The sequence below is a fragment of the Aquisalimonas sp. 2447 genome (assembly GCF_012044895.1).
GTDB lineage: Bacteria > Pseudomonadota > Gammaproteobacteria > Nitrococcales > Aquisalimonadaceae > Aquisalimonas.
In genome coordinates this window covers 2,570,672-2,593,247 of the sequence record NZ_CP050695.1, presented here as the reverse complement: position 1 = coordinate 2,593,247, position 22,576 = coordinate 2,570,672, and the positions used below count along the sequence as shown (strand labels likewise).

The following is a 22,576-nucleotide window of genomic DNA, read 5'->3' as shown; positions in this document are numbered from 1 at the left end:
CGGTTCGGAACCGTTGAACCCGCCACCGGCTTCATCAACGAAGGCGATCAGCACATGACCAGCCAGTCAGCCAGGCCAAATCAATGCCTGGTGCATTAGCCGGGGATATAGCAGAAGCGGTCCACGAGACAGCAAGGGCGAGCGTGCCGCGTGTAAGAGTGCCCTTCGTTGCGTTTCGACAGTATTGAGCAACCAGTGCCCCCGCAAGGGACTATCTGGGTTGCCTTCAACAGTAAGATTACGACACGCCGGCCCGGACTTCTGAGCGCAGAGCCGCTTGCTCAGTGGAGAGGGAGCCAAGGTTAGCCAACATCAGGGGCAGGGTGAACCCTGCGTGGTTATTACATTTGGAGCACGCTAACGCCGACGGAGTCAGCCGCTTTGGCCAGGCCTTTGTCGAGCGTCACCAGTCGAGCACCGTGGCCAGCAGCGGTAGCCAAGTGCAGCGCATCTCCAGCCCTCAGTCCCACCTGGTACTGGTCAGCGAAACGGGCCGCTGTGTGGAAATCACGTTGGGTAATGGTTAAACACACGAAGCTCTCCTCGGCCAGCGAGGTAAAAAGAGCCAGAGCATCGGCGCGTTGTTTGACCGTGAGTTGACCGGTTTTGAGCTTCACCGACAACGCCGAGGAAAACTCGGTGATGACCCAGTCACTAATAGCGAGTGATCCCGCAGCCTGTTCCGACAACCAATCCTGGACCGCCGCGGTCCGTGCCTCCCGGGCCATCGCCGCCACCAGCAGGCTGGTGTCCAGATACAGCATTAGTATCGGCTGTCGCCCCGCTGCCGGCGCATGAACTTCCCCGCACTCTCAGGTTGCTCTGGCATGCCATCGGTCAATTCACGCATCCGCGTCAGCGGCACCGGCTTGCGAGGCGCCCCCGGCTTCGTCACTTGGGCTACGGGTTTGCCGCGTTTTGTGATAACGACAGTTTCACCGCGAGCTGCCCGCTCGGTGAGTTCGCTCAGATGTGCCTTGGCATCAGCCAGGCTGACGATGTCTGTGCTCATTAGCCCACCAATATGACCATCTAATTGGTCATATTATGCACAAACCCTGCGATTGGCCAAGTGCTGTGATCGTACTGAATCGCGTTTACTGTTTCCCCGTAGATAGGATGTGTCCCGATCCGGGGTTGCGCATTCGACGACTTATGTTCCGCTGAAGATTCTGGCGATGCGATCACGGAGTCTTCAAATGGCGGATCTGACAATTTATGGCGACCTTGGAAACCCCTGGCCGGCACGGCTACTCGGCTGGCTCGTGCGCGGTGCGCTCCTGGAATCCGCGGGTGCGGGGTACTGCTCGCGTGAGTTGCGCATCGCAATGGGCCCGGATGGGCGCGAGGTGCGTGTCACTGTCGCCACCATTGGCGACAGTGGTGCATCCCGCGCATTAGCGGACAAGTTCGTGGATGCGAATGTGCTGGGCCAGGTGCTCACGATGCTGATCGGGCAGCTCGCAGATGGCCGCGCTTGCTTCCGGCACGAGGAGGTGGATGCGGCGGGGACATTGATTGCACGCGTCGAACTCTCTGCCACTGCGATGAATCCGATGACGCTCGCCGCCGAGCAGAGAAAGAGCGGTTGAACCTCGCCCCGCATCGCGTCTCGGATTTCAAGGCCAAAGTTGCCCTTGAGCGCCTTCAGGGCGACAAGCCGGGCCCTGAACTACGGGCGGTGCGCGATGAAGTGGAGCGATTTCAGGCAATCAAGGATCCAGGTTCAGGCTTTGCTTCAGTGGATCAGAGGACAGGTAAAATGCAAAGAACTCGGATTGCAGGGCACGAGTCCGGATACCTGAAGAAACTGCAGGGAAGGAGTACCGCGTAGTGCTACAGTCGGGACCACATCGTTCTCACGGAGGCGAAGAGATGAGCCCGGGCAGCGAGATTCACAAAATGGTCAATGTGCTCGGCCTCGAGGAGATTCCGGGCGGCTACACGGCGCTCAGGTTCAGCCAGAAGATCGCCAGCGGGCTCCCGCTTCGCTCGATTGAGCACGTCCACAGGATCGTTGCACCCCGCTCCAAGGAATTCTCCACGCTGGTTATCACCAAGCAGACCCTGGTTCGGCGTCGCAAGAAGCGCGAGCCGCTGAGCCGAACGGAGAGTGAGCGTCTGGCGCGGATCGCACGGGTGTGGTCCATGGCGAAGGACGTCTACAAAGACGAGGACCGGGCTCGAACCTTTCTGAGTCGGGCGCACCACAGTTGCTCGAAGGGCGTGTCCCGCTGGAGGTGGCGACCGAGACGGAATATGGCGCGGACGCCGTGGTGGAGATTCTGGGACGGCTGAAATACGGATCGGCTGCGTGACGGTGCAGCGTCCCGGCCGGATGCTGACGATTGACTGGATCGGGGACCGCGCGGCGGAGTCCCCGATTTTCAAAGCCGCCGGCTCCACCATCCGCCCCGGTCGCTGGAATGACGCGAACACTCCCGCGATCGACGCCGACGGCCTCCGGCCTGCTCTAGTGTCCGCCGATTCCGGTGCCAGAACCAGAGTCGGTCACGATGCACCAGTCACGAGCCGGAGGTTCGCGGTTTGCCGCCCGTTGGGCGACTGGCTTTATTCCAAGGTAAGCGGCGGCGATCCCCTGAGTACGGCCACCGATGCGTATACATCTCGTCAGAAATTCCAGCGTGCCTTTGCCCTGGAGCTTCCCTGGGCCGCCATGCGACTGTAGACACAGGTTCCAATCAACTTACCCAGTTGATCACGCGTATCCCCGGGACGTTCTCAAACTGTTTTGTATTGTTGCTTACCACGACCAATCCTTGCGATCGCGCGTGGCCAGAAATCATTTCATCATAGGCTCCGATTGGACGCCCGATCTTTTTCAGTTCTGCTCGTAGTTGCCCCGTGTGTGCCGCCGCGTCGTTATCGTACGGCAATACGTCGAGGCGAGCCGCAAAGCCCTCAACATCCTTCAGATTGCGATCTACCGCAGCCGAGGCCTCCGCTCCGTAAATCAGTTCCATTAAGGTTACTGCCGAGATGCACATTTGCCCGTCATGGGCCTTTAAAGCCTCTCGGACCTCGGGAGGCCGGTTTTTGATGGTGTATATGGCAATGTTTGTATCGAGCATGTACTTCAGCATCAAAGCGTCTCACGCTCTTGCGGGTCGGGTTGTTCACGGCTAGCCATAAAGTCTTCCGACACACCTTCGCCATCAAACCAGCAATCCCACGACTCGCCAGCGGGAACGATAATTCGAGTGCGCCCCTGCGCAATGATGTCGACCTGCTTGACTGCATCGGGGTAGGCGACTGGTTTCGGAAGCCTTAATGCCTGGCTCTTGTTGCTCCTAAAGAGCGTTGCTCTCTCCATATCGAATGCGCCTCGCTGGGGACATCTCCAAGATCGGATATTCGATGCTAGGAAGGCACGTGGGATATGTCAAGTGTATATCCCTTGTGCGGTGGTGCGTAGGCCCCTGTGCGGGAGGCAGCCAGCCTTGGCACTGGGTGGTCGTCAAGTGTTAGTTCGCTTTCGCTTAGCATGTGATGTTCGCATGTTGCATGTAACGGACTTCTTGGAGCCATCGCCATGCCTGCCTCCACCAACGAGCGTGTCAGGTAGCGCCGCGCCGCGGCGAGCCGGATGACGGCCCATTCAATTGTGTGGTTCCGGATAGCCGGCAACTTTTGGGGAATGCCGGGAAAGTATCGCCAGGAGTCGGCGCCGGTTTGCATCGAGAAGGGGTGTTTGCCGGTGCTGTCTCGGCAGGTAGAGCTTATGCGGCGGATCTGGGCCCAGTGGGATGCAGGGGACGGTGCTGAAGGACCGCTTGCGGGCGGAGGGCGGTTTCAAGCGGCGCTCGGGTGGTGAAGAGGGCGCGGCATGGGTGTCCGGCGATGGCTGAGGGCGTGTTGGTCTGCTTCGCACCGGTGTCCTGGGGTGGCGGCGCTGGCAAGATGGTCATGGACTGGTCTCGTGCGCTGGCTCGGCCGTGGGATCTCTTCTGGCGGTACTTTCCGCTGGCGATGACACTGGCGTACCTTGCGATGGGGCTGCGTGAACTCCCTGTCCTTTGGGTATACGACGACAATGACTCTTGGCCGGATCGATGGGGCTCGCCTGCATGCACGCCTTCTTCGCCTCCTTCGGGGTGGCCGTGTTGTGGCATCGCTTGTGCCGGGGATTCGGTCGGTGACGAGCCGCCGGTGCGGAGTAACACCTGCGGCTCCTCTTGCCGTGAGCGGCTGCGGGGTCTGAAGAAGTGGTAGTCTGGATGCCGCCCGCAGGGGCTGTGATACGTCCCTTGAGCGAGGAGGAGACGGATGACTGATGTCGCACACACCCGTGGTGCCTGGTTCGACGAACACGGCAATGTTGTCGCGGAGCGGCTTGCCCAAGCGTTGCAGATCACCGAGGCGGAACTCGCGGTCGCAACTGGCCTGCCCCGGGATGCTGTCACGAGCCCAGACGGCCTCCGCAGCCTTGCGGCTCAACAGAGGTTGCGCCAGGTGACGGACCTTCTTACGCGTATCGAGTCGTGGGCGGGAGCCCTGGGGGCCGCCTGGGCGTGGTACCGATCCTACCCGATTCCGCCGCTCGGTCATCTGACGGCAGAGGCGTTGGTTGCCGCCGGACGAGCGGATGAGGTCCGTGCGTACTTCACCCATATCTCCGAAGGAGGGTATGCGTGACGGTCCGATGGATGCCTGGCTTGGCCGCACCGCCGTCAGGTGATTTGCCAACGGATGTCCTGCCGTGCCCTCCAGACACTGGGAGCGTTTGCGTCTCGCCGTGGACCGCTATACTGTATAAAAAAACAGTATTAGAGGTTGCGTATGGCCAGTTTCTGCGTTCGCCCCAACGGGATGCTCCAGTATGATCTGTGTCTGCACGGCCGCCGGTTCCGCGAGACGTCCGGGCTTCGCGATACGCCGGAGAACCGGCGTCGGATCAAGCGGGATCTGCGTCGTATCAATGCCGAGCTCGAGACCGGCATGTTTGACTACGGCGCCTGGTTTAGCAGCAGTCGCAAGCGCGATGAAGCCCGTCGCTGGCTTCTCGATCAAAGCGCGATCGATCCCGATTGCCGGTTTGGCGAGTACGCCACCGAGTGGCTCGCGCTCCACGAAGGGGACTGGAAGACAAGCTATGCCAGGCGGATTCGCGGCGTGCTGCATCAGTATCTCATCCCGCAGTTCGGCGACTGGCCCCTCGATCAGATCGATGAGCGCGCCGTGCGCGCGTACCGCCAGGAACTCATCGATCGGTGTAACGGTGATAGGGCACGGGTGCTCAGTAACGCGCGGATCAACTTCATTTTGACGCCACTCTCGGGCGTTTTGCGCTTCGCCGAGCGCGAGCGTGGTTTCCCCAACCCGATGCGCAACCTGCGGCCACTGCGTGACGATCGCAACGACCCGATGCCGTTGACGGCGGAGGAGGTCGCTGCGTTTCTCGATGCGGTGGACGCCGCCTACCGGTTTTACTTCGAGATGCGTTTCTACACCGGGCTTCGCACTTGCGAGATCAACGGTCTCAAAGCCGGCTACGTAGACCTGGAGCGGCGGCAGATTCGGGTGCGTGAGGCGATCGTCGACGGCCGCCAGACGACGCTCAAGCACCCGCGGGCGCGGCGTGATATCCCGCTATCCGCGCGCATGACCGCGCAGCTCCAGGCACTGGTGGAGGACAAAGACGCTGACGACTACCTCTTCCTGCGCCCGGACGGGCGAGCGTTGACGCCGTCGTGGGTGGCCGAGCATCTTTGGAAGCCGGCGCTTGCCGCAATCGGATTGGCGCCGAGGCGGGTCTACCAGACACGGCATACGGCGGCCGTTCTGCACCTCGCGGCAGGCGAGAATCCGCTGTTTGTCTCCCGCTTGCTGGGCCACTCGTCAACGAAAATGCTCTTCGAGCGCTATGCGCCTTTCGTTGCCAATGTTCTGGCTGGTGACGGCACCGCGTTCGAGGCGATGATGGACACTGCCCGGGCACGTCTTGACTCTCGCGGTAGCGGCACGCATCACATGGCGCCTGCGGTTGGCGAGGGCAAGCGCCAGGTCGTGCTGCGTTCGGCATACTGACCATCATTGTGCGTATTCCAGTCAAGGGGAACAGGGTTCCACGCGATGGGCAAGCGTGTCGTGATTATGGGGTGCTGTGGTTGGCACTTGCCGGTTAGGTTGACGCGACGGGTACGTTGACAGAGAGGGTGCTTGGATTGGCCTGTTCGGTTAATACGCTTAGACTGAATTTGAGGAGCGGTTAAAGCATGTTTGGGCACGAGCAACGGGAGGCCGCCATGGCACACGCAATGGAGATGCCCACAGTGAGCGATCTACAGCAGGCCGTCAGGCAGATTGAGAAGCCGGGCTGGGTGCATGACATCGAGGTGGTTGAAGACTTGGACGCCGATGGCGAGCTGGCGGTTTGGGTCTGGATTGTGGTGGGCAGTGAGATGCCAGGGCAGCAGGATGCGCAGCCCGTTCTTGCGGGGCTGCGGCAGCGGATTCGTGGCCTCCTCTCGGAGGAAGCTCCGGGGCTGTGGGCGTATATAAGGATCCGCGAGCAGAGTTGAGAGGATAGGATCAGGTGTCATTACAAAGGGATTTGCTTGACCAAGCGCACCAACTCGCGCGCCACGAACCCAAACGTCCACGCCAAGCCAGTCTCCGCCGCGCAGTTTCCACCGGATACTACGCCGTTTTTCATCTTCTGGTGGACGCCGCCAGTCGCGAAATCGTATCAGGGCAAGGGCAGGACATGTTGCGCCAGAGTGTCGGTCGAGCCCTGAATCATTCTGATATGAAAAACGCCTGTCAGGCCCTGGCAAACTGGAACCGCAGAAACCCTCCGAGGCCTGTGGGGGCCATGATGCCGGGCGGGCCTAATCCGGATGTGCAAACGGTCGCTTCGGCATTCGTGGAGCTGCAGCAGGCGCGCCATGAGGCGGACTATGATCTCTCGTGCCGGTTCTCCCGATCTGATGTTTTTGCGCTATTGAAACTCGCGGATGATGCGTTCGCAGCTATGGCCCGAATGAGGATGGCTGATCCCATGAAGCGCGTTTTCATGCTTAGCCTTGTGTTCCACGGGCGTTGGAAGCGATAGGTTGCGAGTCTGCCAGGCGATTGCGGCACAGCGGTTCCAACAGCTCGATGTTGAGCGGAGGTAACCGGTCATTCTGGGGCGTCGTTGACAGGATTCAGGGGATGTCCCGGAGCAGTTTGATGACCCCGGCGGGGACTTTCCATTGGCGGTGATCCTCGGCGTGGACCACCACCGTCTTGCGGTTGATCTTGACTACCTGGCCGAACACCTCGCCCTCGCGGCTGTTGAACGACACCGCCTGACCCAGGCGCAGGTGCTTGAGGACATCGAGATCCTGGCGTGCCCGCAGTTCATCGATGCGGTGGCAGATGAGGTCGTTGAGCTCCAGGAGTTCATCGAGGGTGAGGTCGTCAATGCGCATTCAACAGTCTCTCGCTGGCAGTGCATGGAGTCGGGAGGGCGTGGTGTCTAGCGCTCGATATCCGAGCGCAGCGGCGCATCATTGAACAGTGCCTTCCAGCGCCGCGGCGTGAGCTCTTCCACCCGGGCGGCCGGGTGCATCCCGACGCGCTGGAGCACGTCTACCAGGTAGGTGGTCGGATCGACGCCCTGCAGCCGGCAGGTCACCAGCAGCGTCTGGATGGTGGCCACGTGGGCGGCACCGACCTCGCTCCAGCAGAACAACCAGTTGCGCCGGCCCATGGGGATGGCGCGCAGCCCCCGCTCCAGGTGGTTGGTGTCGATGGGGACATCCGGGTGCTCCAGGAAGACCGCCAGGGCCGGTTGGCGCTCGCGCACATACCCCAGCGCCTTGAGTAGCGGGTGGCGCGGCTCGAGATCCATGCGCTGGAGCTGTGCATCACACCACTCCCAGAAGGCGCGCACCAGCGGAGCGCACTGCTCCCGCCGTGCGTGGCGTTTGTCCGCGCCGTGGAGTCCACGCTCACGGATCGATTGCTCCTGGGCATAGAGTTGGCCGATCTGCGCCAGGGCCTCCCGGGCGGCAGGGTCGGTCTCCAGGGCCCGCTCGAACTGGCGGCGCATGTGCGACCAGCATTGGGCGTGGGTGATCTGCGGCTGGCCGGCGGCATATTTCTCGTAGGCCGCGTAGCCGTCGGTGAGCAGCACCCCGTGGAAGCGGTCCGCCAGGGTGCGTTCGATATGGGCGCCGGCACGGCTGGGGCTGAAGGTAAAGCAGATCTCATCGCTGTCACCGTACAGCGGCCAGAAGTAGGCCTGGTGCATCTTGCCCGGGCCCTTGCGCCCGGCCTTGATCGGCGTCTCGTCCATGGCCAGCACCCCGCCGCTGAGCACGTGCGTAAGCTGTGCCCGCGCAATCGGCTCAAGCAGCGCGGCGGTGCGTGCCACGACCGCTGTCAGAGAGCTGCGTGCCACCTGGATGCCGGCCTGACTCAGGCGCTGAGACTGCCGGTACAGCGGCAGGTGGTAGCAGAACTTGTCGACCAGCACGCCGGCGGCGAAGCTGACGTCAAAGACACTGCCCTCGAAGACGTTGCGCGGCGCCGGGACACTCGTGAGCGCGCCGCTGCTGCGGTCCTTGAGCACCGGGTGGCGGTACTCGAGGACCTCGTAGCCCGCCCGGCGCTGCGCGAGGCGGAACGTCGTGCGCGTGGCCACGACCTCATCGGTGGCACAGCCTGCGGGCGGGGGAACCTCGATGACTCGCCGCGGGACGCTGTCGTCGAAGCGCAGCCCCGTGTCGTTGGCGGCGTCGTCGCGGTTCTTGCCCTTGCTGCGGGTATAGCTGATCCGCTCACGCTCGCCCTGCTCGGGCACGGGCGTCGCCGTGGCCTCGAACAGGTTCACTTGGACGGCTGGATCGAGGATGTGGTGGCGCTCAGACTTCTCGCCGAAGAGCTGGCGTTTGAACCAGGCAAGCTGGCGGCGCAGCTCCTTGAGCTCGCCATGCAAGGCCTGATTCTCGGCAACGACCTGGGCGTGCTTAGTGGCGGGGATAACGTTCGACAAGGGGCTGATTCCCTTCGCAAATCACCCGTGCATTTTACCCGATTCCGTGCCCGGGTGGGGATTGTCGCCACCTTTTCTGCCGTTTGCGAATGACCAGATCCAGCCCTTCGAGCAGCGCGGTGAACTGCGTGCGGCTCAGCGCCTCCACGGCGTCCCCCGCCGTCAGGGCACCGCCGAACTGCCCCCGCTCCAGGCGCTTGCTCCACACGCAGTAACCGTCGCCGTCGAAGTACAACAACTTCAGCAGCGTGCGCCGGCGGTTGATAAACACAAACCCCTGGCCCGACAGCGGATCCTGGCCCAGATGCCGCCGGACCAGCGCCGCCAGTCCGTCAAACGAGCAGCGCATGTCCGTTGGCCGTGTGCACAGCCACAGCCGCGATGGCTGACTCAGCACGGCCGCCGCCGCACCCGCAGACAAATGCCATCCCCCAGGTCCAGCTCCACATCCCAGCACGGTGCCGGCGGCGCCGTCGGCGCGTCCTCGTCACGCGATGCCTGCAAAGCGACCTCAGCGAAAAGCGCCCGCTCCTGCGTCGTCTCCGGCGTGGGGGACGAGGTGTTACGCAGGCGGCGTTGCCACGCGCCCAGAGTGCTCTCACCAATGCCCTCCTGCGCGCAGAACGCCCGGCGTGTGAGGCCACTGCGGGTATAGCGTTCAATGAGTTCACGCCACTGCGCGGCGGTACGCCCCGGGGACTTGGCCATGATCACGTTCCAGTCTGCTGCAAATGTGCCTGCGCAGACTACGGCGCCAGTCAATGGCCGAAAACAACGCCCCAGAATGACCGGTTACGAGCGGAGGCCGTAAAATGGTGGAGAGGCAACGTTTTGACAGTGTATGGGACGCCCTGGAGGACTCGGCCGAGCAGGCTGAGAACATGAAACTCTGTGCCGAACTCATGACACAGATCCGCGTTTATGGGGCAGTTGTTGGTACGGAGGCCCGGTTGGGCCATGGCGTGATCGTCAATTCCGGCGCCACCGTGGACCACCACGCGGTTGTGGACGACTTTGGCCACATCGGCGCTGGATCCGCACTTGCTGGTGGCGCCAGGGTTGGGGCAAGGGCGTGGCTGCGTGCCGGGTGTGTGCTTGGCTACGGCTCGGACGTGGAAGCGGATCAAATGCTGCCGCCGGGGACGGTGCTGGGCGAGTAGACAGCCATCCAGATTACATTCCACCCATTCCACGTGATGCACTGCACAGACACGATCCATGGAACGCGTTAGAATTCCGCCCTTGAACAGCCGGTAAAGGCGGCATCGCTTTGTGTTGGCCACTTGCTGCCAGCCGGCGACAGGCCCGGGGAAGAGCAGAAACCTTTATCATAACCCCGAAAATTATTGCGCCTTGCGGTTAGGGATGGCGTAGACCGGCACAGGCATCCTGCCGGTAGCTCGTAGGGGGCGTTGTGGATTTGAACAATCGACTGTTGCGGCTGTTGCTGAAGCTGCCGCGTGGCGGCAAGCGGACCGTGATGATGGCCGCTGATGTGGTGCTGCTCATGCTGGTGATGTGGGCGGCGTTTTCTCTGCGGCTTGGCGACGGCTTCTCCGGCACCATGCTGGAGCACTGGTGGCTGCTGCTGGTGGTGCCGGTGCTGACGGTACCCCTATTCGCGCTGGTGCGATTGTACCGTGCCGTGGTGCGCTATATGGGCCCTCAGGCAGTGCGTGCCATTGTCTACGGTGTCACGCTCTCGACGCTTCTGTTCATCATTATTGTGGCGGTGGGGCGGCTGGACGGGGTGCCCCGCACCACGTTCACCATCTACTGGCTGATGGGGTTGCTCGTTATCGGCGGCAGCCGTTTCCTGGTGCGTGCCTGGTTCCAGTCCGCCATCAAGCGCGAGGCGGACCGGCAGCCGGTGGCCATCTACGGCGCCGGGACGGCCGGCGTGCAGCTTGCCACCTCACTGCTGGCCACCCGGGAGCATGAGCCGGTGGCGTACGTCGATGACGACGCCAGCATGCACGGTGCGGTGATTGATGGCATCCCTGTTTATCCGCCGGATCGCATCGGTGACCTCATCGAACAAGAGGGTATTGAGCACGTGCTGCTGGCCATGCCATCGGCGACGCGCTCCCGCCGGCGGCAGATCATCCAGGGGCTGGAGCCCTACCCCGTGCACGTGCGCTCCATTCCGGGGATGGCGGATATCGTCTCCGGCGCCGCCCGGGTGCAGGATATCCGCGAAGTGGACATCGAGGACCTGCTGGGCCGGGATGCGGTGTCGCCGGACCAGGATCTGCTGGACCGCTGCATCAAGGGGCGCACCGTGATGGTGACCGGCGCTGGCGGTTCCATCGGCTCGGAGCTGTGCCGGCAGATTCTCATGCGCGAGCCGCATACGCTGGTGCTGTTCGAGCAGTCTGAGGTGGCGCTTTATTCCATCGACCGGGAATTGCGGGCGCTGGGGCAACTCCACAATGTCGGTTGTCGGATCGTGGCGCTGCTGGGGTCGGTGACGCACCGCCGCCGCCTGGAGCGGGTGATGCGTGGCTTTGGCGTGGAGACGGTCTACCACGCGGCGGCCTACAAGCACGTACCGATTGTCGAGGAAAACGTGCTCGAGGGCGTGCAGAACAACATTTTCGGCACGTACCGGGCGGCAGCCGCGGCGGAGGCCGCGGGCGTGAAGTGGTTCGTGCTGGTCTCCACCGACAAGGCGGTACGGCCAACCAACGTGATGGGCGCGACCAAGCGCTTCTCTGAACTGGTCCTGCAGGGCCTGGCTGCCCGCTCCAGTGGTACGTGCTTCTCCATGGTGCGCTTTGGCAACGTGTTAGGCTCGTCCGGCTCCGTGGTGCCGCTTTTCCGGCAGCAGATCCGATCCGGCGGGCCAGTGACGGTGACGCATCCGGATGTGACGCGGTATTTCATGACCATTCCGGAGGCGGCGAGCCTGGTGATCCAGGCCGGCTCCATGGCCGAGGGCGGCGAGGTGTTCGTCCTGGACATGGGCGACTCGGTGAATATCTACGAACTGGCCCGCCGCATGGTCCATCTGAGTGGCTACACGGTGGCGGACGAGGATGGCCAGGACGGCGATATCCGTATCACCTTCACCGGTCTGCGCCCCGGGGAGAAGCTCTACGAAGAACTCCTGCTCGGCGACAACGCCTCCGGGACGGCGCATCCCATGATCATGCAGGCGAGCGAATCGTCGCTGACCTGGGAGGCGCTGATGGAGCACATGGAACGCCTGGATTTCGCCAGTCGGGGCCATGACTGTGAGGCCGCCTGCGAAGTGCTCCGGCTGTGCGTGGACGGCTACACTCCGGGGGACGGCTGCAGCGATCTGTTATCGAGCCATGAGCCGGCCGTTCCCAGCGACGCGATCCGCGTGGTCGCCGACCAGGAGCGCCTGTCGCGGCACTGAATCGCCCTATGGCACAGATCGTCGCGACATTCCTCATGCCCGTCCCCCTGGTGGGGCTGATTCTGCTGCTCGCGCTGATTGCGCTGCTGCTCGGGCGTCGTCGCCTGGGTGGGAGCCTGAGTGCCATGGCCCTGGCGTTGCTGCTGCTGTTCGCCTGGCAGCCGTTCGCCGAACTCCTGATCAAGCCCCTGGAGCAGCGCTACCCGCCGTTGCTGGATGCCGCGGAAACCCCCGGCGCGGAGTACGTGCTGGTGCTTGGCGCCGGGCATGTGCCCGATCAGTCCGTGCCCGCCAGTAGCCGGCTCGACGCCATGGGGCTGGTCCGGCTGGCCGAGGGGGTGCGACTGCACCGTGCGATGGCAGACTCGACGCTTGTCACCTCGGGCCGCGGCACTGTCACCAGCGCCGCGCAGACGGCCGCCGAGCTGGCGCAAGAGCTTGGTGTGGAGCGCATCAAGCGCCTGGACACACCCCGCAACACCCATGCCGAGGCGGTGGCCGCCGCCGAACTCATGGGTGACGCGCCGTTCATCCTCGTCACTTCCGCCTCCCACATGCCGCGCTCCATGGCGCTGTTCCGCGCCCAGGGGCTCGATCCCATCCCCGCACCCACCGGGCACATGGCGGCAACGCGCCCGCCGGAAGACCGCATGAGCGTCTATTACCTCCGCCCATCGGCAACCGGGCTGCGGATCACCGAGCGCGCCTTCCACGAGTACCTGGGCCTTGCGTGGGGGAGGCTGCAGGGGATTTTGTGAGAGGGCTTTCCCGTCCGTTGTAGGAGCGGCGCGAGCCGCGATTTTCGTTGACGGTGCATCGAGATGCATCCTACGGGTCGCGGTTTGCGGCGCTTCTACGATTCGGGGCGAGAGGTTGATTAACCTGTTAGGTTGTCCAGTGCCTGGTCGAAAGTATGTTTTAGCGTGGTGTGTTCGTCACCGAGTCCTTCCATGCAGAAGGGATTGAGAAACTGCCGTCCGGCGAGAAGTTTCCGGTCCGTGGGGGGCATTGCGGCTTCGTCGGCGGTGGCGTTCCACTGGCGGGCAATCGTTTTGATCTGGGCGGTGATGATGCTCTGGGCAGCGTCGTGGTCCAGGTGGAAGTCGGCAGCGGCATCCAGGCACGCGCGTAGCGTGCTCATACGGTTCTCACCCTTGATGAGCATCGCCTGGGTCGCTTCGTTGCCGGTCCGCGCCTGCGGGCAGATATCATAGGCCGGTGTCAGGGTGAGCATGACGCCGTCCCAGAAGGCCGCATGGTTCCGGGCATGATCGTCCGTGTTGCCGCAGAGGATGTTGAAACAAATGCGCCCGAAGACTTCGCGCAGCGTTCTCTTGGGATCGGTGAAGCGGTGGCGGATGATTTCGGCGAGTTCTTCGTAGGAGGCGTAGCGTGCCATCATCTCGTCGAGCCCGAGCATGGTGAGTGCGGAGACCATGGCGCGACGCCGCCAGCCGCCTTTCGCCTTGCTGCGGTCGAACCGTTCAATCAGGAGCACGTCCTTGCCCGCTGCGTGAACGAGTCTGACCGGTGCTACGTTCAGACCGCAGGATGCCGCCAGACGCATCGCCATGAACTCCGCCTTGACGACGTTATAGAGATCGGTGCTCGATGAGAGTTTCGCGATCAGCTTGCGGTCGCCGCGGTCAACCAGCGCCTTGGGACGGGCGCCGCCGATGGAGGTGCCGTGGTTGAGGGCCTGATCCAGCGCCGGAGTTAGCGGTAAGCCTTTTTCGACACGCTCGGCCGCGGCCAGGAGCTCTTCGTACGGGGCTTCGCCGGCTACACGCGGCACGTATTCCGTGGCTGACTCCTGGAAATCCAGTGCGCCGATCCGGTCGGAGCCGGACTCCAGCAGGTAGGTCAGTTCGTTGATGTGATCGGCGTCGTCTTCGGTGTTTTTTGCGCCGACGAGACGGTTGATGATGACGCGACGACCCCAGGCATCTGGCGAGCCGTCACGAAGGCTGCTCGGCATGGTGAGGCCGGGGTACGGCTCGATCAGGCCGCGGCGCAGCGGCAGTTCCGGGAGATAGACCGGGATTGCGTCGTCACGCCGGAGGTGGCTGGCGCCGTAGTTGAACAAGTGCCCGCCGCATTCCGCGACTCAATTCCCACAAGGGAATGAGTCGTCGGTCAAGGCGGGCTTTCCTGGCTGAGAACATATTGCTTCACGGTGTCGAGATTGGCCCCACCGGTCGTCGTAACTGCGTAGGCGCGCGACCAAAAGTAGGGCTTCCAGAACCACCGCGCAAGACGTTGAGCAAACTCCTGACGCATGCGGCGGGCGCTGACCGTTTTCAGATTCCCGATCAGCCGCGAGAGATCCAGTGCCGGGTGCGCCTCGATGAGGAGATGCACGTGATCAGCCTCGCCGTTGCACTCTGTGAGGCTGCAACCCCACTTGCTGAGCACATCGGCAAAGATCTCCTGGAGGCGCTCGATCATCGCTGCATTCATCACCGGGTTACAGTATCTAATCACGAATACAATATGGTAGTGCAGCCTGAATGCACCGTGACTACGGGTTCTAAGCGTCGTTTTGTGTTTCATTTTAACGCCTGATCTAATATATTATTGAAATGAAGATCATCCGCTCCGACAAGCTCAGCGTCAAGGTGCAGCAACCCGAGCAGCGTGAAGCCCTCGATGCAACGCTTTTGGTCTATCGCAACCTCGTACGCGATCTGATGACGGTGATGATGACGCACTGGCCTGCGCTTGGCCGCTTCGATGGCAATGCCGTTGTCAAAGAGATCGAGCAGCTGATCCATCCCACGAGCAAACGCCCCGAGGTGCGCTATCCGTACTTCGCGCGCCGTTACTACAAGTTCCCGAGCTACCTCCGCCGCGTCGCCATCATGGACGCCGCCGGACAGGTGCGCTCATTCAATACGCGCTTCGAGCGCTGGCGCGCCGGGGATCGCAAAAAAGCGACGGTGAAGCCGCCCCAGCTTGTTTGTGCGACCAACACCTATCCGGCGCTCTACCGGGGCCAGTGCATTCGCTTCAATAGCGATCACAGCCGGGCAGAAATCAAGGTCGTCCACCGTGGCGACTGGGTGTGGATGGCGTTCGGGCTTGCCGGCGACAAGCGCCATATCAAGCAGGGGAGGCAACTGTCACCGAGTCTGGTCAACAAACGTGGGCGCTACATGCTCTCGGTGCCTGTCGAGAGGCGCGTGCGTCTCCCGAGCAACGCTGATATCGACCGCGTGCTGTCGGTCGATGTCGGGATCAACACCGCCTCCACCTGGGCGGTCATCGACGCAAGCGGCACTGTGCACGCCCGGGGCTTCCTCGGGCGGAGCGACAAAGACCGCGAGGCGCGACTGATCGCCCGCATCCAGAAGGCGGCACGACAGCACACGCGCCACGGCTGCCGGCTCCCACCGGGTTTCTGCGCCCGGGATCATCGCCGGTTGCGTGGGCTGTTCGACAATGCCGCTCACCAGATCAGCCGGCGCATCGTCAACGAGGCGCTGGCACACGGTGCACAAGCCATTGCCGTCGAGCAGCTCAAGGGCTGGCGGCCAACAGCTGGTCGACGGCGCTCAGGGTTGCGCCAGCGCTTCCACCGCTGGTTCCACCGACTGCTTGTCGAGCGCATTGAGACGAAGGCGGCTGAGGCCGGACTGCGAACCCTTGCTGTCTACCCCCGAGGCACCTCCTCCCAGGCGTTTGATGGCTCCGGCAAGGTGCGGCGGGACAAGGGCAATGCGAGCCTTTGCACCTTCCCTGGCGGCAAGCGTTACAGCACTGACCTCAACGCCGCTTACAACATTGCGGCAAGAGGCATTGTCAGTATTCACCGCCCGGCCCGAGAGGGTCAGGCGGGTGCGGGGCGGCCAAAGTCCGCCTCCACACCGCGAAGCCCGGTGACGCTCTCCAGCCTGTGGCCAACGGCCATGGCTGCTGCGTGAGTGATCGGATTCCGCGACTCAATTCCCGTTAGGGAATGAGTCGTCGGAGGCTTCAATACGAGGCGGTCGCCGTCTTGTGCAATCCGCCCGGCCACGACTGGTTCCGTCGCAAGGGGTAGCCACACCCAGACATAGGCTTCGGTGGGTTGCTCGTGCCTAGAAGTCATCATCGACATCGCGTTTCGAAGGCCGGACGCTCTTTGGCAACAGCGTCAGCTTCTCATCCAGCCGAACCTGGTGCATGGCCAGCGTGCGATCGTCATCACCGAACAGCCGAACGCCGGCCAGCGCGGCGACCTCGAACACGGTGCCGATTTCCGAACCGGGCTTGCCTTTTTCGATGGTGTAGAGTGTGGCACGGCTGATGCCCGCGCGGTCGGCGAGGTCCTGCGCCGTCATGCCACGCTCGATGCGGCCAAGCCGGATCAACTTACCGAGGATCGACAGGGCGTGACGCGTGACCTTTGAGTAGCTTCGGGTGCGTTTCATCTCCTGCCTGTGTGTTCGTTTTATAGGACGTGAAAAGCGTTGTGTACAGAGTATTAGACGAATACTCATCATCCTGATTAGGCTTGTCAAGCATGTTTCCGGCCAAGCAGGGTCTGGTTGGGGGCTGTCAATTTCATCCATTAAGGGAGATGCAGTCCCGAATCGCCAGGAAGCGTTGTAGCCCGCCTTCTTCGATCCTGAGAAAGCTGTACTGCGCGTAAAAGTCAGCGGCTTGTTGGTCTTTCGCATCCACCACTAATCCGCCGATGGCGGTGAACTGCCGGGAGATGGTCGCCGCGTCGTCAATGGCGGAGAGTAGCGCCAGTTCACCGAATCCCTGACCCTGGGCGTCCAGGTCTACGGCCAGCCGCGCCATACGCAGGAAGGGAACGGCGTGCGGGTAGTTCTTCCAGGCCCGCACTCCGGGCGGCGCTATGATTTCGCAGGGGGAGGTGGAGTAGTAAGCCAAGATGTTTGCGGGTTGGTCGGCATGAACCAGCACTGTTGTTCGCACCAGGTGGCGCTCACCCTGTCGCCGTGCTGTTCTCTGAATGAACGTGTTGAGTTCTTCAACCCCGCAGTCAAAGTCCTCGCGGCGGTGGTTCCTGTTCAGTTTCTCTTTCCTGATCCGGGGCATGTACTTGTTCCTTGTACCGTCGCGCTGCCTTCCTGAGACGGGGCAGGGGGCGTGCCGGTTGGTCCAGAGCCACCATCATGTTTTCGAAGGCCTCGCGGCTCGTATTGACCCGGGTTGCACGCTCTGTGACTTCGATGGCGCGCTCCAGTGCAGCATCAAGCAGGAACTGGGAGACAGTCGATCCTTGTAATTCTGCTGCCTCCGCGATCCGTCGATGGATCTCGGGGTTGGCACGGGCGACCAGCCGCTTTTCCTGCTCTTTGTCCGTTGCCGCTGTCATTGCGACACCTCGTGTGTTTCCGGATCGTTGTGTGCACAAGCGTGTGCAGCTGGTGCCAGAATGGCACACGAAGAGGGAAAGTCAATGTTGGTGCCAGAATGACATACAAGGGAGCGCGCGCAGCGGATGAAGCCTCGGGTTCGTGGGGTGTGATAGCGGGATTCGGCCGCTATCGTCTGGGTGTCGAGCGGGGCACCGCGTGACCATCGATCCTGGGCTGTTTGCCGATGTGGCCGATGCGCTCGGTATCGACAGTCCAGCCATTGTGGCAAAGGATGTCCGGGGATATCGATATCAAGCTGGTGGTGCGGGATGAGCCCCCTGGTGGGGCTGCTTCTGCTGTGCGGGCTCGTGGCGCTCTGGCTTGGGCGGCGGCGACTCGGCGGCGGGCATGCGCCGGATCCCGCCGTGCCCGTGAGCAGCCGGCTGGATGCCATGGCGCTGTTTCGCGCCCAGGGGCTTGATCCCGTTCCCGCACCCACGGAGTACATGGCGCCGGCACGGCCGCCGGGGGCGGGCTGGAACGTTTACTATCTGCGCCCGTCGGCAACCGGGCTGCGCATGACGGAGCGGGCCTTTCACGAATACCTGGGCCTCGCCTGGGGAAGAGTGCAGGGGATTCTGTGAGGGGGCCTTTCCGTTCCTTGCCGGAGCGGCGCGACCCGCGACCCGTAGGGTGGACCTTCAGGTCCACCTTCCGCAGACATGCAAGCCAAGGTGGCTCATCGAAGCCGGTTCGGTGGACCTGAAGGTCCACCCTACAGATCTGTAGGAGTCTCGCGATTAGCTTGTGGTTGCCGCGGTCAATCAGCGCCTTGGGACGGGCGCCGTCGATGCGCCGATCCGGTCGGAGCCGGATTCCACAGCTGCGTATTCCAGTCAAATGGAACCCTGATCCCCTTGACTGGAATACGCAGCCAGGAGAGCCACTAGCGGTGGGCGCTGTTTATAATGGGGATTTCCGTGACATTGGCAAAGTCTCGGTCGTGGGTGATCAGCGCAGACGATTGGCTGTAGATGGCTGTAGCTACCTGAATGGCATCGGGTAGTTTGAGGCCGTATCGGGTTCGGATGCGGGCGGCCGTGAAAGATAAAGAGGCGTCGAGCGCCTGAATGTGCCAGTTGTTGCTGTTGGTCAGGCTTTGGTAATAGCGGTCCGCAAGGATTTCGTCGCTGTTTCGGAGAGGCCCGCTCAGGAATTCCGCCAGTGTGATCGTTGATACGACCCCGTGAAGGGTGCCTGCTTCGATGCGCTCGAAAACCGGAAGATAGGGTTCGAGGAAGGTCGGGTGGTCCTCCATCAGGTAGATGATGGGTGCGGTATCAACCGTTACCCATGCGCCTTCGGGAAGCTCGGATGCTTCCATTAGTCCCATTCTTCCCGCAGGGCGGCCACCGTCTTGGCGGGAGTCTCCCCCCAGAGCCCTGACCCGGAGCCGCGCAAACCGAGCAGTCCCGCCTGGGTTGATGGGATGCGGCACTGGTCCGGGGACGCAAGCAAGGCGTAGGGCTTACCCCGTTTCATTATGATGGAGGGTTCACCTCTGTGGGCCCGCTCCAGTAGTTCCGGCAATTGGCGCCGGGCGGCCTCAGATCCGATTTTTTGCATGATGCTGCTCCTTGGCTGTACGTACAGTACAGGGGTTTGGGTGGGTCAGCAAGTGGTACCTTTTCCACGGTGCATCAAGATGCACCATGCGCGGGCTCGGGCAGACCGTAGGAGCGGCGCGAGCCGCGACCCCTCGGTTGACGGTGCATCAAGACCTGTAGGGTGGACCTTCAGGAGCGCCAGGCGAAGCCTGGTCGCTTGGGATTGGTGGCATGGAGGCGGCCATGAAATTGCGAGAGGGACCCAGCGGGCCGTTGAGCCCGCCCGGTAGAGGTTGGCCACCAGCCGGAAGCGAGTCTTGCGCTGCAGTGGGTAACTGCTGTGGTGAAGCGTAGACAGCGAGTGTCCAGGCTGCGTGATTGAGCCCCGAAATCCGCGACATTGTGGGTGCCGACGGTGTCTGAAGACCGGAAGGCAGTAACGCTGCACTGTAGAGGCCTGGTGTGGTGTGCCCGCCGGGGTCCGAGAGCGGGGCATGGGCACATTGGGGTCCCCCAGGAACCTGGGAGGGCCTGTCGTCTCCGCCTAAGAAGTAGACGGTGCGGGCGACCGCTGATCCGCAGTCCGGGCCAGTGGTGGGAGCGTCCTCCTGCTGCTGGAGCGAAGGCTGAGGGCGCTGCGGCGGTATGGTGCTGCGAGGACAGCCAGAGCGGTGCCAGACGGGCGGCAGGCAGTCGGAGTCTCCCATAGTACCGGAGCAGCCGGGGAACGCGCCCCAGCGGACCCGGTGAAGGGGAAGGGGAGACCGTGTGAGTGGAGCTGTTGGAGGGACCGATGGCGGAGGCATTGGACTCTGATCTCATCTCAACGCGATGCCAACAGATAGCGGATCTGGCGCGGCGTCTTCCGGACAGGCCGCTTTTGACGTTGGCCCATCACATTGACGAGGCGTGGTTGCGTGAGGCGTATCGACGCACGCGCAAGGACGGGGCGCCGGGCGTTGATGGTCGCACGGGTGCCGCCTACGGCGAGGAGCTTGAGGCGAACCTGAGCTCGCTGCTGGAGCGGGCGAAGTCCGGGGCGTACCGGGCGCCGCCGGTGCGGGGCACCTCGATCCCCAAGGGTGACGGGAGCGAGCGCCGAGCGCTCGGCATTCCGACGTTTGAGGACAAGGTGCTCCAGCGGGCGGTGGCGATGGTGCTGGAGGCGGTCTACGAGCCGGAGTTCCACGAGGGCTCGTACGGCTTCCGCCCGGGACGCTCGGCGCACCAGGCGCTGCAGGCGGTCTGGCGGCCGTTGATGGCGATGGGCGGTGGCTGGGTGATTGATCTTGACGTGCGCAAGTTCTTTGACCGGGTCGACCATGGTCTGTTGCGGGAGGTGCTGCGTCGGCGGGTACGTGACGGCGTGCTGGTTCGGTTGATCGGCAAATGGTTGAACGCCGGCGTGCTGGAGGAAGGGCAGTGGCGCCAGCCCGGGCGGGGCACCCCGCAGGGCGGGGTGATCTCGCCGATGCTCGCCAACATTTTCCTCCACGAGGTGCTGGATACGTGGTTCGAGGACAGTGTCCGGCTCCGGTTGCGCGGTGAGGCGCACCTGGTGCGTTTTGCCGACGATGCGCTGCTGGTGTTCGCCTGCGAGAGCGATGCCCGGCGGGTGATGGAGGTGCTGCCCAAGCGTTTTGCGCGCTACGGGCTGGAACTCCACCCGGAGAAGACCCGGGTTGTGCGGTTCGACCGGCCCGGATCGGGCGGAGGACCGCACCCGGAGACCTTCGATTTTCTCGGCTTCACCCACTACTGGGGGCGGTCGAGGCGAGGGCGCTGGTGGTCAAGCGCAAGACGGCGCGGGATGGCTGCGCCGGGCCATGCATGCAATCGATCGTTGGTGCTGTGTGATGCGGCATCACCCCGTGGTTGAGCAGTGGCAAGCCCTGAACCGCAGACTCCGGGGCCACTACGCCTACTTCGGCGTGCGTGGTAACTTTGCAGCGATCGACCAGGTCCGCTCCCAGGCGATGCGCTCCTGGCACCGATGGCTGTCGCGGCGCTCGCAGAAGGCGGCGATCCCGTGGTCGGAGTTCTCCCGGTTCCTGGAGTGTTACCCGCTCGCCCGGGCCAGGATCTGCGCCACGTAGCGAAGCCACTCACACGAGGAGCCACTTGCGGGAAACCCGCACGAGTGGATCTGTGGGGGGGCGGCCGGGTAACCGGCCGGCCTACCCGACGTCCACCTTCCACAGACATGCAAGCCAAGGTGGCTCATCGAAGCAGGTTCGGTGGACCTGAAGGTCCACCCTACGGGTCGTGGCTCGCGCCGCTCCCGCTCCTGCGTGCCGGGGGTTGAAATTGACAGTGCCGGTTCCTGGCCTGTCCTGGAGACCCTGATTTCGGCGATGGCGCAGCATGAGGCAACCTGCCTTGTCACCGGCGACAAGGGGCTCCTGGATCCGGCGGATCGCTATCCCATCGTCACGCCTTCGCGCTTCTGGGCCCGACACGGGCCGGTGTAGTGACGGAAAGTCTGCGAACAACATGAACCGTAACCATCGCCAGGCTTGCACGTTGAAATTACCATCAGGATGGTGCATTTTGTACAAAATAGACATTTCACGAGGGTGTGCTGTCATGAAAACCGTGACTGCGAGTCAAGCCAAGCAGGGGCTGGCTGGGGTTATCGAAGCGGCCAGCAAAGAGCCCATTGTCATTCAGCGCCAGAAGAGGGATGTCGCCGTGATTCTCTCCATGGAAGAGTATGAGCGGCTAACGCAGCTCAATGTTGCCGAGTTTCAGCGCTTTTGTGACAAGGTCGGTGCGTCGGCGAAGCAGGCAGGGCTGACCGAGGAGAAGCTCGATGAACTGCTGAGCGATGACTGATCGCTTTCTGTGGGTTCTGGACACCAACACCCTGATCAGTCGTTTGCTCGTACCGGATGGCACTGCAGCCAAGGCTGTCGATCACGCGCTGGCTTGTGGTGTTTTGCTTGTGTCCGAAGCCACGATGAATGAGCTGATCGACGTCCTGGATCGCCCGAAGTTCGATCCCTACATCGCCCTTGCGGATCGTCCCGAGTTTATCCGTCATCTCGGTGGGATCTCTCGCGTTGTCACGATTGTGCGCACGGTTCAGGCGTGTCGCGATCCGAAAGACAACAAGTTCCTTGATGTCGCGCTGGCGGGTGGGGCTCAGGCGATCATCTCCGGTGACCGTGATCTGCTCGCGCTTGACCCGTTCCACGGTATACGGATTGTGAGCCCGGTGGTGTTTATGGAGGGGCTCCAGCCGCGGACCCTCTGGTGATGCGCGTCA

General features: G+C 62.8%; 30 protein-coding genes and 1 pseudogene. 16 read left to right on the top strand and 15 right to left on the bottom strand.

The window, feature by feature from the left end; translation table 11 throughout:
• Positions 1-341: 341 nt before the first annotated feature.
• On the bottom strand, positions 342-764 hold the full coding sequence (locus KU884_RS12180; protein WP_167782890.1) for a type II toxin-antitoxin system VapC family toxin: 423 nt from the start codon (positions 762-764) through the stop codon (positions 342-344).
• A complete protein-coding gene (locus KU884_RS12175) occupies positions 764-1,012 on the bottom strand; it encodes a type II toxin-antitoxin system Phd/YefM family antitoxin (protein ID WP_167782889.1) in 249 nt (82 codons plus the stop codon). Before KU884_RS12175 ends, KU884_RS12180 begins: the two co-directional genes overlap by 1 nt.
• A gap of 187 nt (positions 1,013-1,199) precedes the next feature.
• Between KU884_RS12175 and KU884_RS12170 the strand changes: the two genes are divergently transcribed.
• The 4 genes and pseudogenes from KU884_RS12170 (at position 1,200) to KU884_RS12160 (ending at position 2,689) form a co-directional block, all read left to right on the top strand.
• Positions 1,200-1,592, top strand: a complete 393-nt coding sequence (locus KU884_RS12170; RefSeq protein WP_167782888.1) for a hypothetical protein — start codon at positions 1,200-1,202, stop codon at positions 1,590-1,592.
• A 283-nt stretch (positions 1,593-1,875) separates the two neighbouring features.
• Positions 1,876-2,151: pseudogene (locus tag KU884_RS12165) on the top strand (antitoxin Xre-like helix-turn-helix domain-containing protein); the annotation flags it as partial.
• Entirely contained in the window at positions 2,142-2,318 is a 177-nt protein-coding gene (locus KU884_RS19285; protein WP_371807937.1) for an antitoxin Xre/MbcA/ParS toxin-binding domain-containing protein, read from the top strand. The pseudogene KU884_RS12165 and the gene KU884_RS19285, both read left to right, overlap by 10 nt.
• The gene (locus tag KU884_RS12160; RefSeq protein ID WP_167782886.1) at positions 2,315-2,689 is read left to right on the top strand and encodes a hypothetical protein; all 375 of its coding nucleotides are present in this window, start codon (positions 2,315-2,317) and stop codon (positions 2,687-2,689) included. The genes KU884_RS19285 and KU884_RS12160 overlap by 4 nt, the downstream gene beginning before the upstream one ends.
• A gap of 13 nt (positions 2,690-2,702) precedes the next feature.
• Here the strand turns inward: KU884_RS12160 and vapC are convergent, their stop codons facing one another.
• Together vapC and vapB are read right to left on the bottom strand one after the other, a co-directional pair.
• Positions 2,703-3,104 (bottom strand): tRNA(fMet)-specific endonuclease VapC, encoded by a 402-nt coding sequence (vapC, locus tag KU884_RS12155; protein WP_167782885.1) that lies wholly within the window; start codon positions 3,102-3,104, stop codon positions 2,703-2,705.
• Positions 3,104-3,334: a type II toxin-antitoxin system VapB family antitoxin gene (gene vapB / locus KU884_RS12150; RefSeq protein ID WP_167782884.1), complete on the bottom strand. Its 231-nt coding sequence runs from the start codon at positions 3,332-3,334 to the stop codon at positions 3,104-3,106. Before vapB ends, vapC begins: the two co-directional genes overlap by 1 nt.
• Positions 3,335-4,287: 953 nt before the next feature.
• Here vapB and KU884_RS12145 point away from each other — a divergent pair.
• The 3 genes from KU884_RS12145 to KU884_RS12135 all read left to right on the top strand — a co-directional run bounded on the left by KU884_RS12145 (position 4,288) and on the right by KU884_RS12135 (position 6,542).
• Complete coding sequence (locus KU884_RS12145) at positions 4,288-4,656, top strand: XRE family transcriptional regulator (protein ID WP_167782883.1); 369 nt, start codon at positions 4,288-4,290, stop codon at positions 4,654-4,656.
• Between the two features lie 144 nt (positions 4,657-4,800).
• On the top strand, positions 4,801-6,048 hold the full coding sequence (locus KU884_RS12140; protein ID WP_167782882.1) for a tyrosine-type recombinase/integrase: 1,248 nt from the start codon (positions 4,801-4,803) through the stop codon (positions 6,046-6,048).
• Positions 6,049-6,266: 218 nt separating this feature from the next.
• Complete coding sequence (locus tag KU884_RS12135; protein WP_167782881.1) at positions 6,267-6,542, top strand: hypothetical protein; 276 nt, start codon at positions 6,267-6,269, stop codon at positions 6,540-6,542.
• 627 nt (positions 6,543-7,169) lie between these two features.
• On the opposite strand, the gene KU884_RS12130 is transcribed toward KU884_RS12135, so the two are convergent.
• The 4 genes from KU884_RS12130 to KU884_RS12115 are packed head-to-tail and all read right to left on the bottom strand — an operon-like array spanning position 7,170 to position 9,712.
• Positions 7,170-7,436 (bottom strand): transposase, encoded by a 267-nt coding sequence (locus tag KU884_RS12130; protein ID WP_167782241.1) that lies wholly within the window; start codon positions 7,434-7,436, stop codon positions 7,170-7,172.
• A 47-nt stretch (positions 7,437-7,483) separates the two neighbouring features.
• Complete coding sequence (locus KU884_RS12125) at positions 7,484-9,004, bottom strand: IS66 family transposase (protein ID WP_217351356.1); 1,521 nt, start codon at positions 9,002-9,004, stop codon at positions 7,484-7,486.
• Between the two features lie 34 nt (positions 9,005-9,038).
• On the bottom strand, positions 9,039-9,353 hold the full coding sequence (tnpB, locus tag KU884_RS12120) for an IS66 family insertion sequence element accessory protein TnpB (protein ID WP_167782880.1): 315 nt from the start codon (positions 9,351-9,353) through the stop codon (positions 9,039-9,041).
• Positions 9,354-9,394: 41 nt separating this feature from the next.
• Positions 9,395-9,712: an IS66 family insertion sequence element accessory protein TnpB gene (locus KU884_RS12115; protein ID WP_167780697.1), complete on the bottom strand. Its 318-nt coding sequence runs from the start codon at positions 9,710-9,712 to the stop codon at positions 9,395-9,397.
• Positions 9,713-9,816: 104 nt separating this feature from the next.
• Between KU884_RS12115 and KU884_RS12110 the strand changes: the two genes are divergently transcribed.
• The 3 genes from KU884_RS12110 to KU884_RS12100 all read left to right on the top strand — a co-directional run bounded on the left by KU884_RS12110 (position 9,817) and on the right by KU884_RS12100 (position 13,147).
• Positions 9,817-10,164, top strand: a complete 348-nt coding sequence (locus KU884_RS12110; protein ID WP_174813737.1) for a hypothetical protein — start codon at positions 9,817-9,819, stop codon at positions 10,162-10,164.
• Between the two features lie 260 nt (positions 10,165-10,424).
• A complete protein-coding gene (locus KU884_RS12105; RefSeq protein WP_167784236.1) occupies positions 10,425-12,389 on the top strand; it encodes a nucleoside-diphosphate sugar epimerase/dehydratase in 1,965 nt (654 codons plus the stop codon).
• An 8-nt stretch (positions 12,390-12,397) separates the two neighbouring features.
• On the top strand, positions 12,398-13,147 hold the full coding sequence (locus KU884_RS12100) for an ElyC/SanA/YdcF family protein (RefSeq protein ID WP_167782879.1): 750 nt from the start codon (positions 12,398-12,400) through the stop codon (positions 13,145-13,147).
• A gap of 119 nt (positions 13,148-13,266) precedes the next feature.
• Here KU884_RS12100 and KU884_RS12095 read toward each other — a convergent pair whose 3' ends face one another.
• Positions 13,267-14,475: a type II toxin-antitoxin system HipA family toxin gene (locus KU884_RS12095; protein ID WP_167782878.1), complete on the bottom strand. Its 1,209-nt coding sequence runs from the start codon at positions 14,473-14,475 to the stop codon at positions 13,267-13,269.
• Positions 14,476-14,525: 50 nt separating this feature from the next.
• Positions 14,526-14,942 (bottom strand): IS200/IS605 family transposase, encoded by a 417-nt coding sequence (gene tnpA, locus KU884_RS12090; RefSeq protein ID WP_167782877.1) that lies wholly within the window; start codon positions 14,940-14,942, stop codon positions 14,526-14,528.
• Positions 14,943-14,971: 29 nt separating this feature from the next.
• Here tnpA and KU884_RS12085 point away from each other — a divergent pair, with 29 nt between their 5' ends.
• A complete protein-coding gene (locus KU884_RS12085; RefSeq protein ID WP_254432041.1) occupies positions 14,972-16,312 on the top strand; it encodes an IS200/IS605 family accessory protein TnpB-related protein in 1,341 nt (446 codons plus the stop codon).
• Between the two features lie 156 nt (positions 16,313-16,468).
• Here KU884_RS12085 and KU884_RS12080 read toward each other — a convergent pair whose 3' ends face one another.
• From KU884_RS12080 to KU884_RS12070, 3 genes are all read right to left on the bottom strand, one after another.
• Positions 16,469-16,801, bottom strand: a complete 333-nt coding sequence (locus KU884_RS12080) for a helix-turn-helix transcriptional regulator (RefSeq protein WP_174813736.1) — start codon at positions 16,799-16,801, stop codon at positions 16,469-16,471.
• 133 nt (positions 16,802-16,934) lie between these two features.
• Positions 16,935-17,438 (bottom strand): GNAT family N-acetyltransferase, encoded by a 504-nt coding sequence (locus KU884_RS12075; RefSeq protein WP_167782876.1) that lies wholly within the window; start codon positions 17,436-17,438, stop codon positions 16,935-16,937.
• Positions 17,383-17,718 carry a DUF1778 domain-containing protein gene (locus KU884_RS12070; protein WP_167782875.1) on the bottom strand — a complete coding sequence of 112 codons (336 nt, stop codon included), beginning with the start codon at positions 17,716-17,718 and terminating at the stop codon, positions 17,383-17,385. Before KU884_RS12070 ends, KU884_RS12075 begins: the two co-directional genes overlap by 56 nt.
• A gap of 312 nt (positions 17,719-18,030) precedes the next feature.
• Here KU884_RS12070 and KU884_RS12065 point away from each other — a divergent pair, with 312 nt between their 5' ends.
• Positions 18,031-18,345: a YdcF family protein gene (locus tag KU884_RS12065; protein ID WP_167782874.1), complete on the top strand. Its 315-nt coding sequence runs from the start codon at positions 18,031-18,033 to the stop codon at positions 18,343-18,345.
• 302 nt (positions 18,346-18,647) lie between these two features.
• Here the strand turns inward: KU884_RS12065 and KU884_RS12060 are convergent, their stop codons facing one another.
• Together KU884_RS12060 and KU884_RS12055 are read right to left on the bottom strand one after the other, a co-directional pair.
• Complete coding sequence (locus tag KU884_RS12060; RefSeq protein WP_254432040.1) at positions 18,648-19,085, bottom strand: PIN domain-containing protein; 438 nt, start codon at positions 19,083-19,085, stop codon at positions 18,648-18,650.
• Complete coding sequence (locus KU884_RS12055) at positions 19,085-19,327, bottom strand: type II toxin-antitoxin system Phd/YefM family antitoxin (RefSeq protein WP_167782872.1); 243 nt, start codon at positions 19,325-19,327, stop codon at positions 19,085-19,087. Before KU884_RS12055 ends, KU884_RS12060 begins: the two co-directional genes overlap by 1 nt.
• An 867-nt stretch (positions 19,328-20,194) precedes the next feature.
• On the opposite strand from KU884_RS12055, the gene ltrA reads away from it, so the two are divergent.
• The 4 genes from ltrA (at position 20,195) to KU884_RS12035 (ending at position 22,567) form a co-directional block, all read left to right on the top strand.
• Positions 20,195-21,187: a group II intron reverse transcriptase/maturase gene (gene ltrA, locus KU884_RS12050; protein WP_217351355.1), complete on the top strand. Its 993-nt coding sequence runs from the start codon at positions 20,195-20,197 to the stop codon at positions 21,185-21,187.
• On the top strand, positions 21,165-21,404 hold the full coding sequence (locus KU884_RS12045) for a hypothetical protein (protein WP_217351354.1): 240 nt from the start codon (positions 21,165-21,167) through the stop codon (positions 21,402-21,404). The genes ltrA and KU884_RS12045 overlap by 23 nt, the downstream gene beginning before the upstream one ends.
• A gap of 490 nt (positions 21,405-21,894) precedes the next feature.
• Entirely contained in the window at positions 21,895-22,143 is a 249-nt protein-coding gene (locus tag KU884_RS12040; protein ID WP_167782871.1) for a type II toxin-antitoxin system Phd/YefM family antitoxin, read from the top strand.
• The gene (locus KU884_RS12035; RefSeq protein ID WP_167782870.1) at positions 22,136-22,567 is read left to right on the top strand and encodes a putative toxin-antitoxin system toxin component, PIN family; all 432 of its coding nucleotides are present in this window, start codon (positions 22,136-22,138) and stop codon (positions 22,565-22,567) included. Before KU884_RS12040 ends, KU884_RS12035 begins: the two co-directional genes overlap by 8 nt.
• Positions 22,568-22,576 lie beyond the last annotated feature (9 nt).

Coding starts and splice junctions, on each gene's coding strand:
- KU884_RS12085 (WP_254432041.1), top strand. CDS start 14,972: ATGAAGATCATCCGCTCCGACAAGCTCAGCGTCAAGGTGCAGCAACCC.
- KU884_RS12170 (WP_167782888.1), top strand. CDS start 1,200: ATGGCGGATCTGACAATTTATGGCGACCTTGGAAACCCCTGGCCGGCA.
- KU884_RS12035 (WP_167782870.1), top strand. CDS start 22,136: ATGACTGATCGCTTTCTGTGGGTTCTGGACACCAACACCCTGATCAGT.
- KU884_RS12110 (WP_174813737.1), top strand. CDS start 9,817: ATGGTGGAGAGGCAACGTTTTGACAGTGTATGGGACGCCCTGGAGGAC.
- KU884_RS12100 (WP_167782879.1), top strand. CDS start 12,398: ATGGCACAGATCGTCGCGACATTCCTCATGCCCGTCCCCCTGGTGGGG.
- KU884_RS12075 (WP_167782876.1), bottom strand. CDS start 17,438: ATGCCCCGGATCAGGAAAGAGAAACTGAACAGGAACCACCGCCGCGAG.
- KU884_RS12140 (WP_167782882.1), top strand. CDS start 4,801: ATGGCCAGTTTCTGCGTTCGCCCCAACGGGATGCTCCAGTATGATCTG.
- tnpB (WP_167782880.1), bottom strand. CDS start 9,353: ATGCGCTGCTCGTTTGACGGACTGGCGGCGCTGGTCCGGCGGCATCTG.
- KU884_RS12060 (WP_254432040.1), bottom strand. CDS start 19,085: ATGGAAGCATCCGAGCTTCCCGAAGGCGCATGGGTAACGGTTGATACC.
- KU884_RS12145 (WP_167782883.1), top strand. CDS start 4,288: ATGACTGATGTCGCACACACCCGTGGTGCCTGGTTCGACGAACACGGC.
- vapB (WP_167782884.1), bottom strand. CDS start 3,334: ATGGAGAGAGCAACGCTCTTTAGGAGCAACAAGAGCCAGGCATTAAGG.
- KU884_RS12180 (WP_167782890.1), bottom strand. CDS start 764: ATGCTGTATCTGGACACCAGCCTGCTGGTGGCGGCGATGGCCCGGGAG.
- vapC (WP_167782885.1), bottom strand. CDS start 3,104: ATGCTGAAGTACATGCTCGATACAAACATTGCCATATACACCATCAAA.
- tnpA (WP_167782877.1), bottom strand. CDS start 14,942: ATGAAACACAAAACGACGCTTAGAACCCGTAGTCACGGTGCATTCAGG.
- KU884_RS12045 (WP_217351354.1), top strand. CDS start 21,165: ATGCGGCATCACCCCGTGGTTGAGCAGTGGCAAGCCCTGAACCGCAGA.
- KU884_RS12115 (WP_167780697.1), bottom strand. CDS start 9,712: ATGGCCAAGTCCCCGGGGCGTACCGCCGCGCAGTGGCGTGAACTCATT.
- KU884_RS12135 (WP_167782881.1), top strand. CDS start 6,267: ATGGCACACGCAATGGAGATGCCCACAGTGAGCGATCTACAGCAGGCC.
- KU884_RS12080 (WP_174813736.1), bottom strand. CDS start 16,801: ATGAAACGCACCCGAAGCTACTCAAAGGTCACGCGTCACGCCCTGTCG.
- KU884_RS12065 (WP_167782874.1), top strand. CDS start 18,031: ATGAGCCCCCTGGTGGGGCTGCTTCTGCTGTGCGGGCTCGTGGCGCTC.
- KU884_RS12175 (WP_167782889.1), bottom strand. CDS start 1,012: ATGAGCACAGACATCGTCAGCCTGGCTGATGCCAAGGCACATCTGAGC.
- KU884_RS12055 (WP_167782872.1), bottom strand. CDS start 19,327: ATGCAAAAAATCGGATCTGAGGCCGCCCGGCGCCAATTGCCGGAACTA.
- KU884_RS12040 (WP_167782871.1), top strand. CDS start 21,895: ATGAAAACCGTGACTGCGAGTCAAGCCAAGCAGGGGCTGGCTGGGGTT.
- KU884_RS12070 (WP_167782875.1), bottom strand. CDS start 17,718: ATGACAGCGGCAACGGACAAAGAGCAGGAAAAGCGGCTGGTCGCCCGT.
- KU884_RS12130 (WP_167782241.1), bottom strand. CDS start 7,436: ATGCGCATTGACGACCTCACCCTCGATGAACTCCTGGAGCTCAACGAC.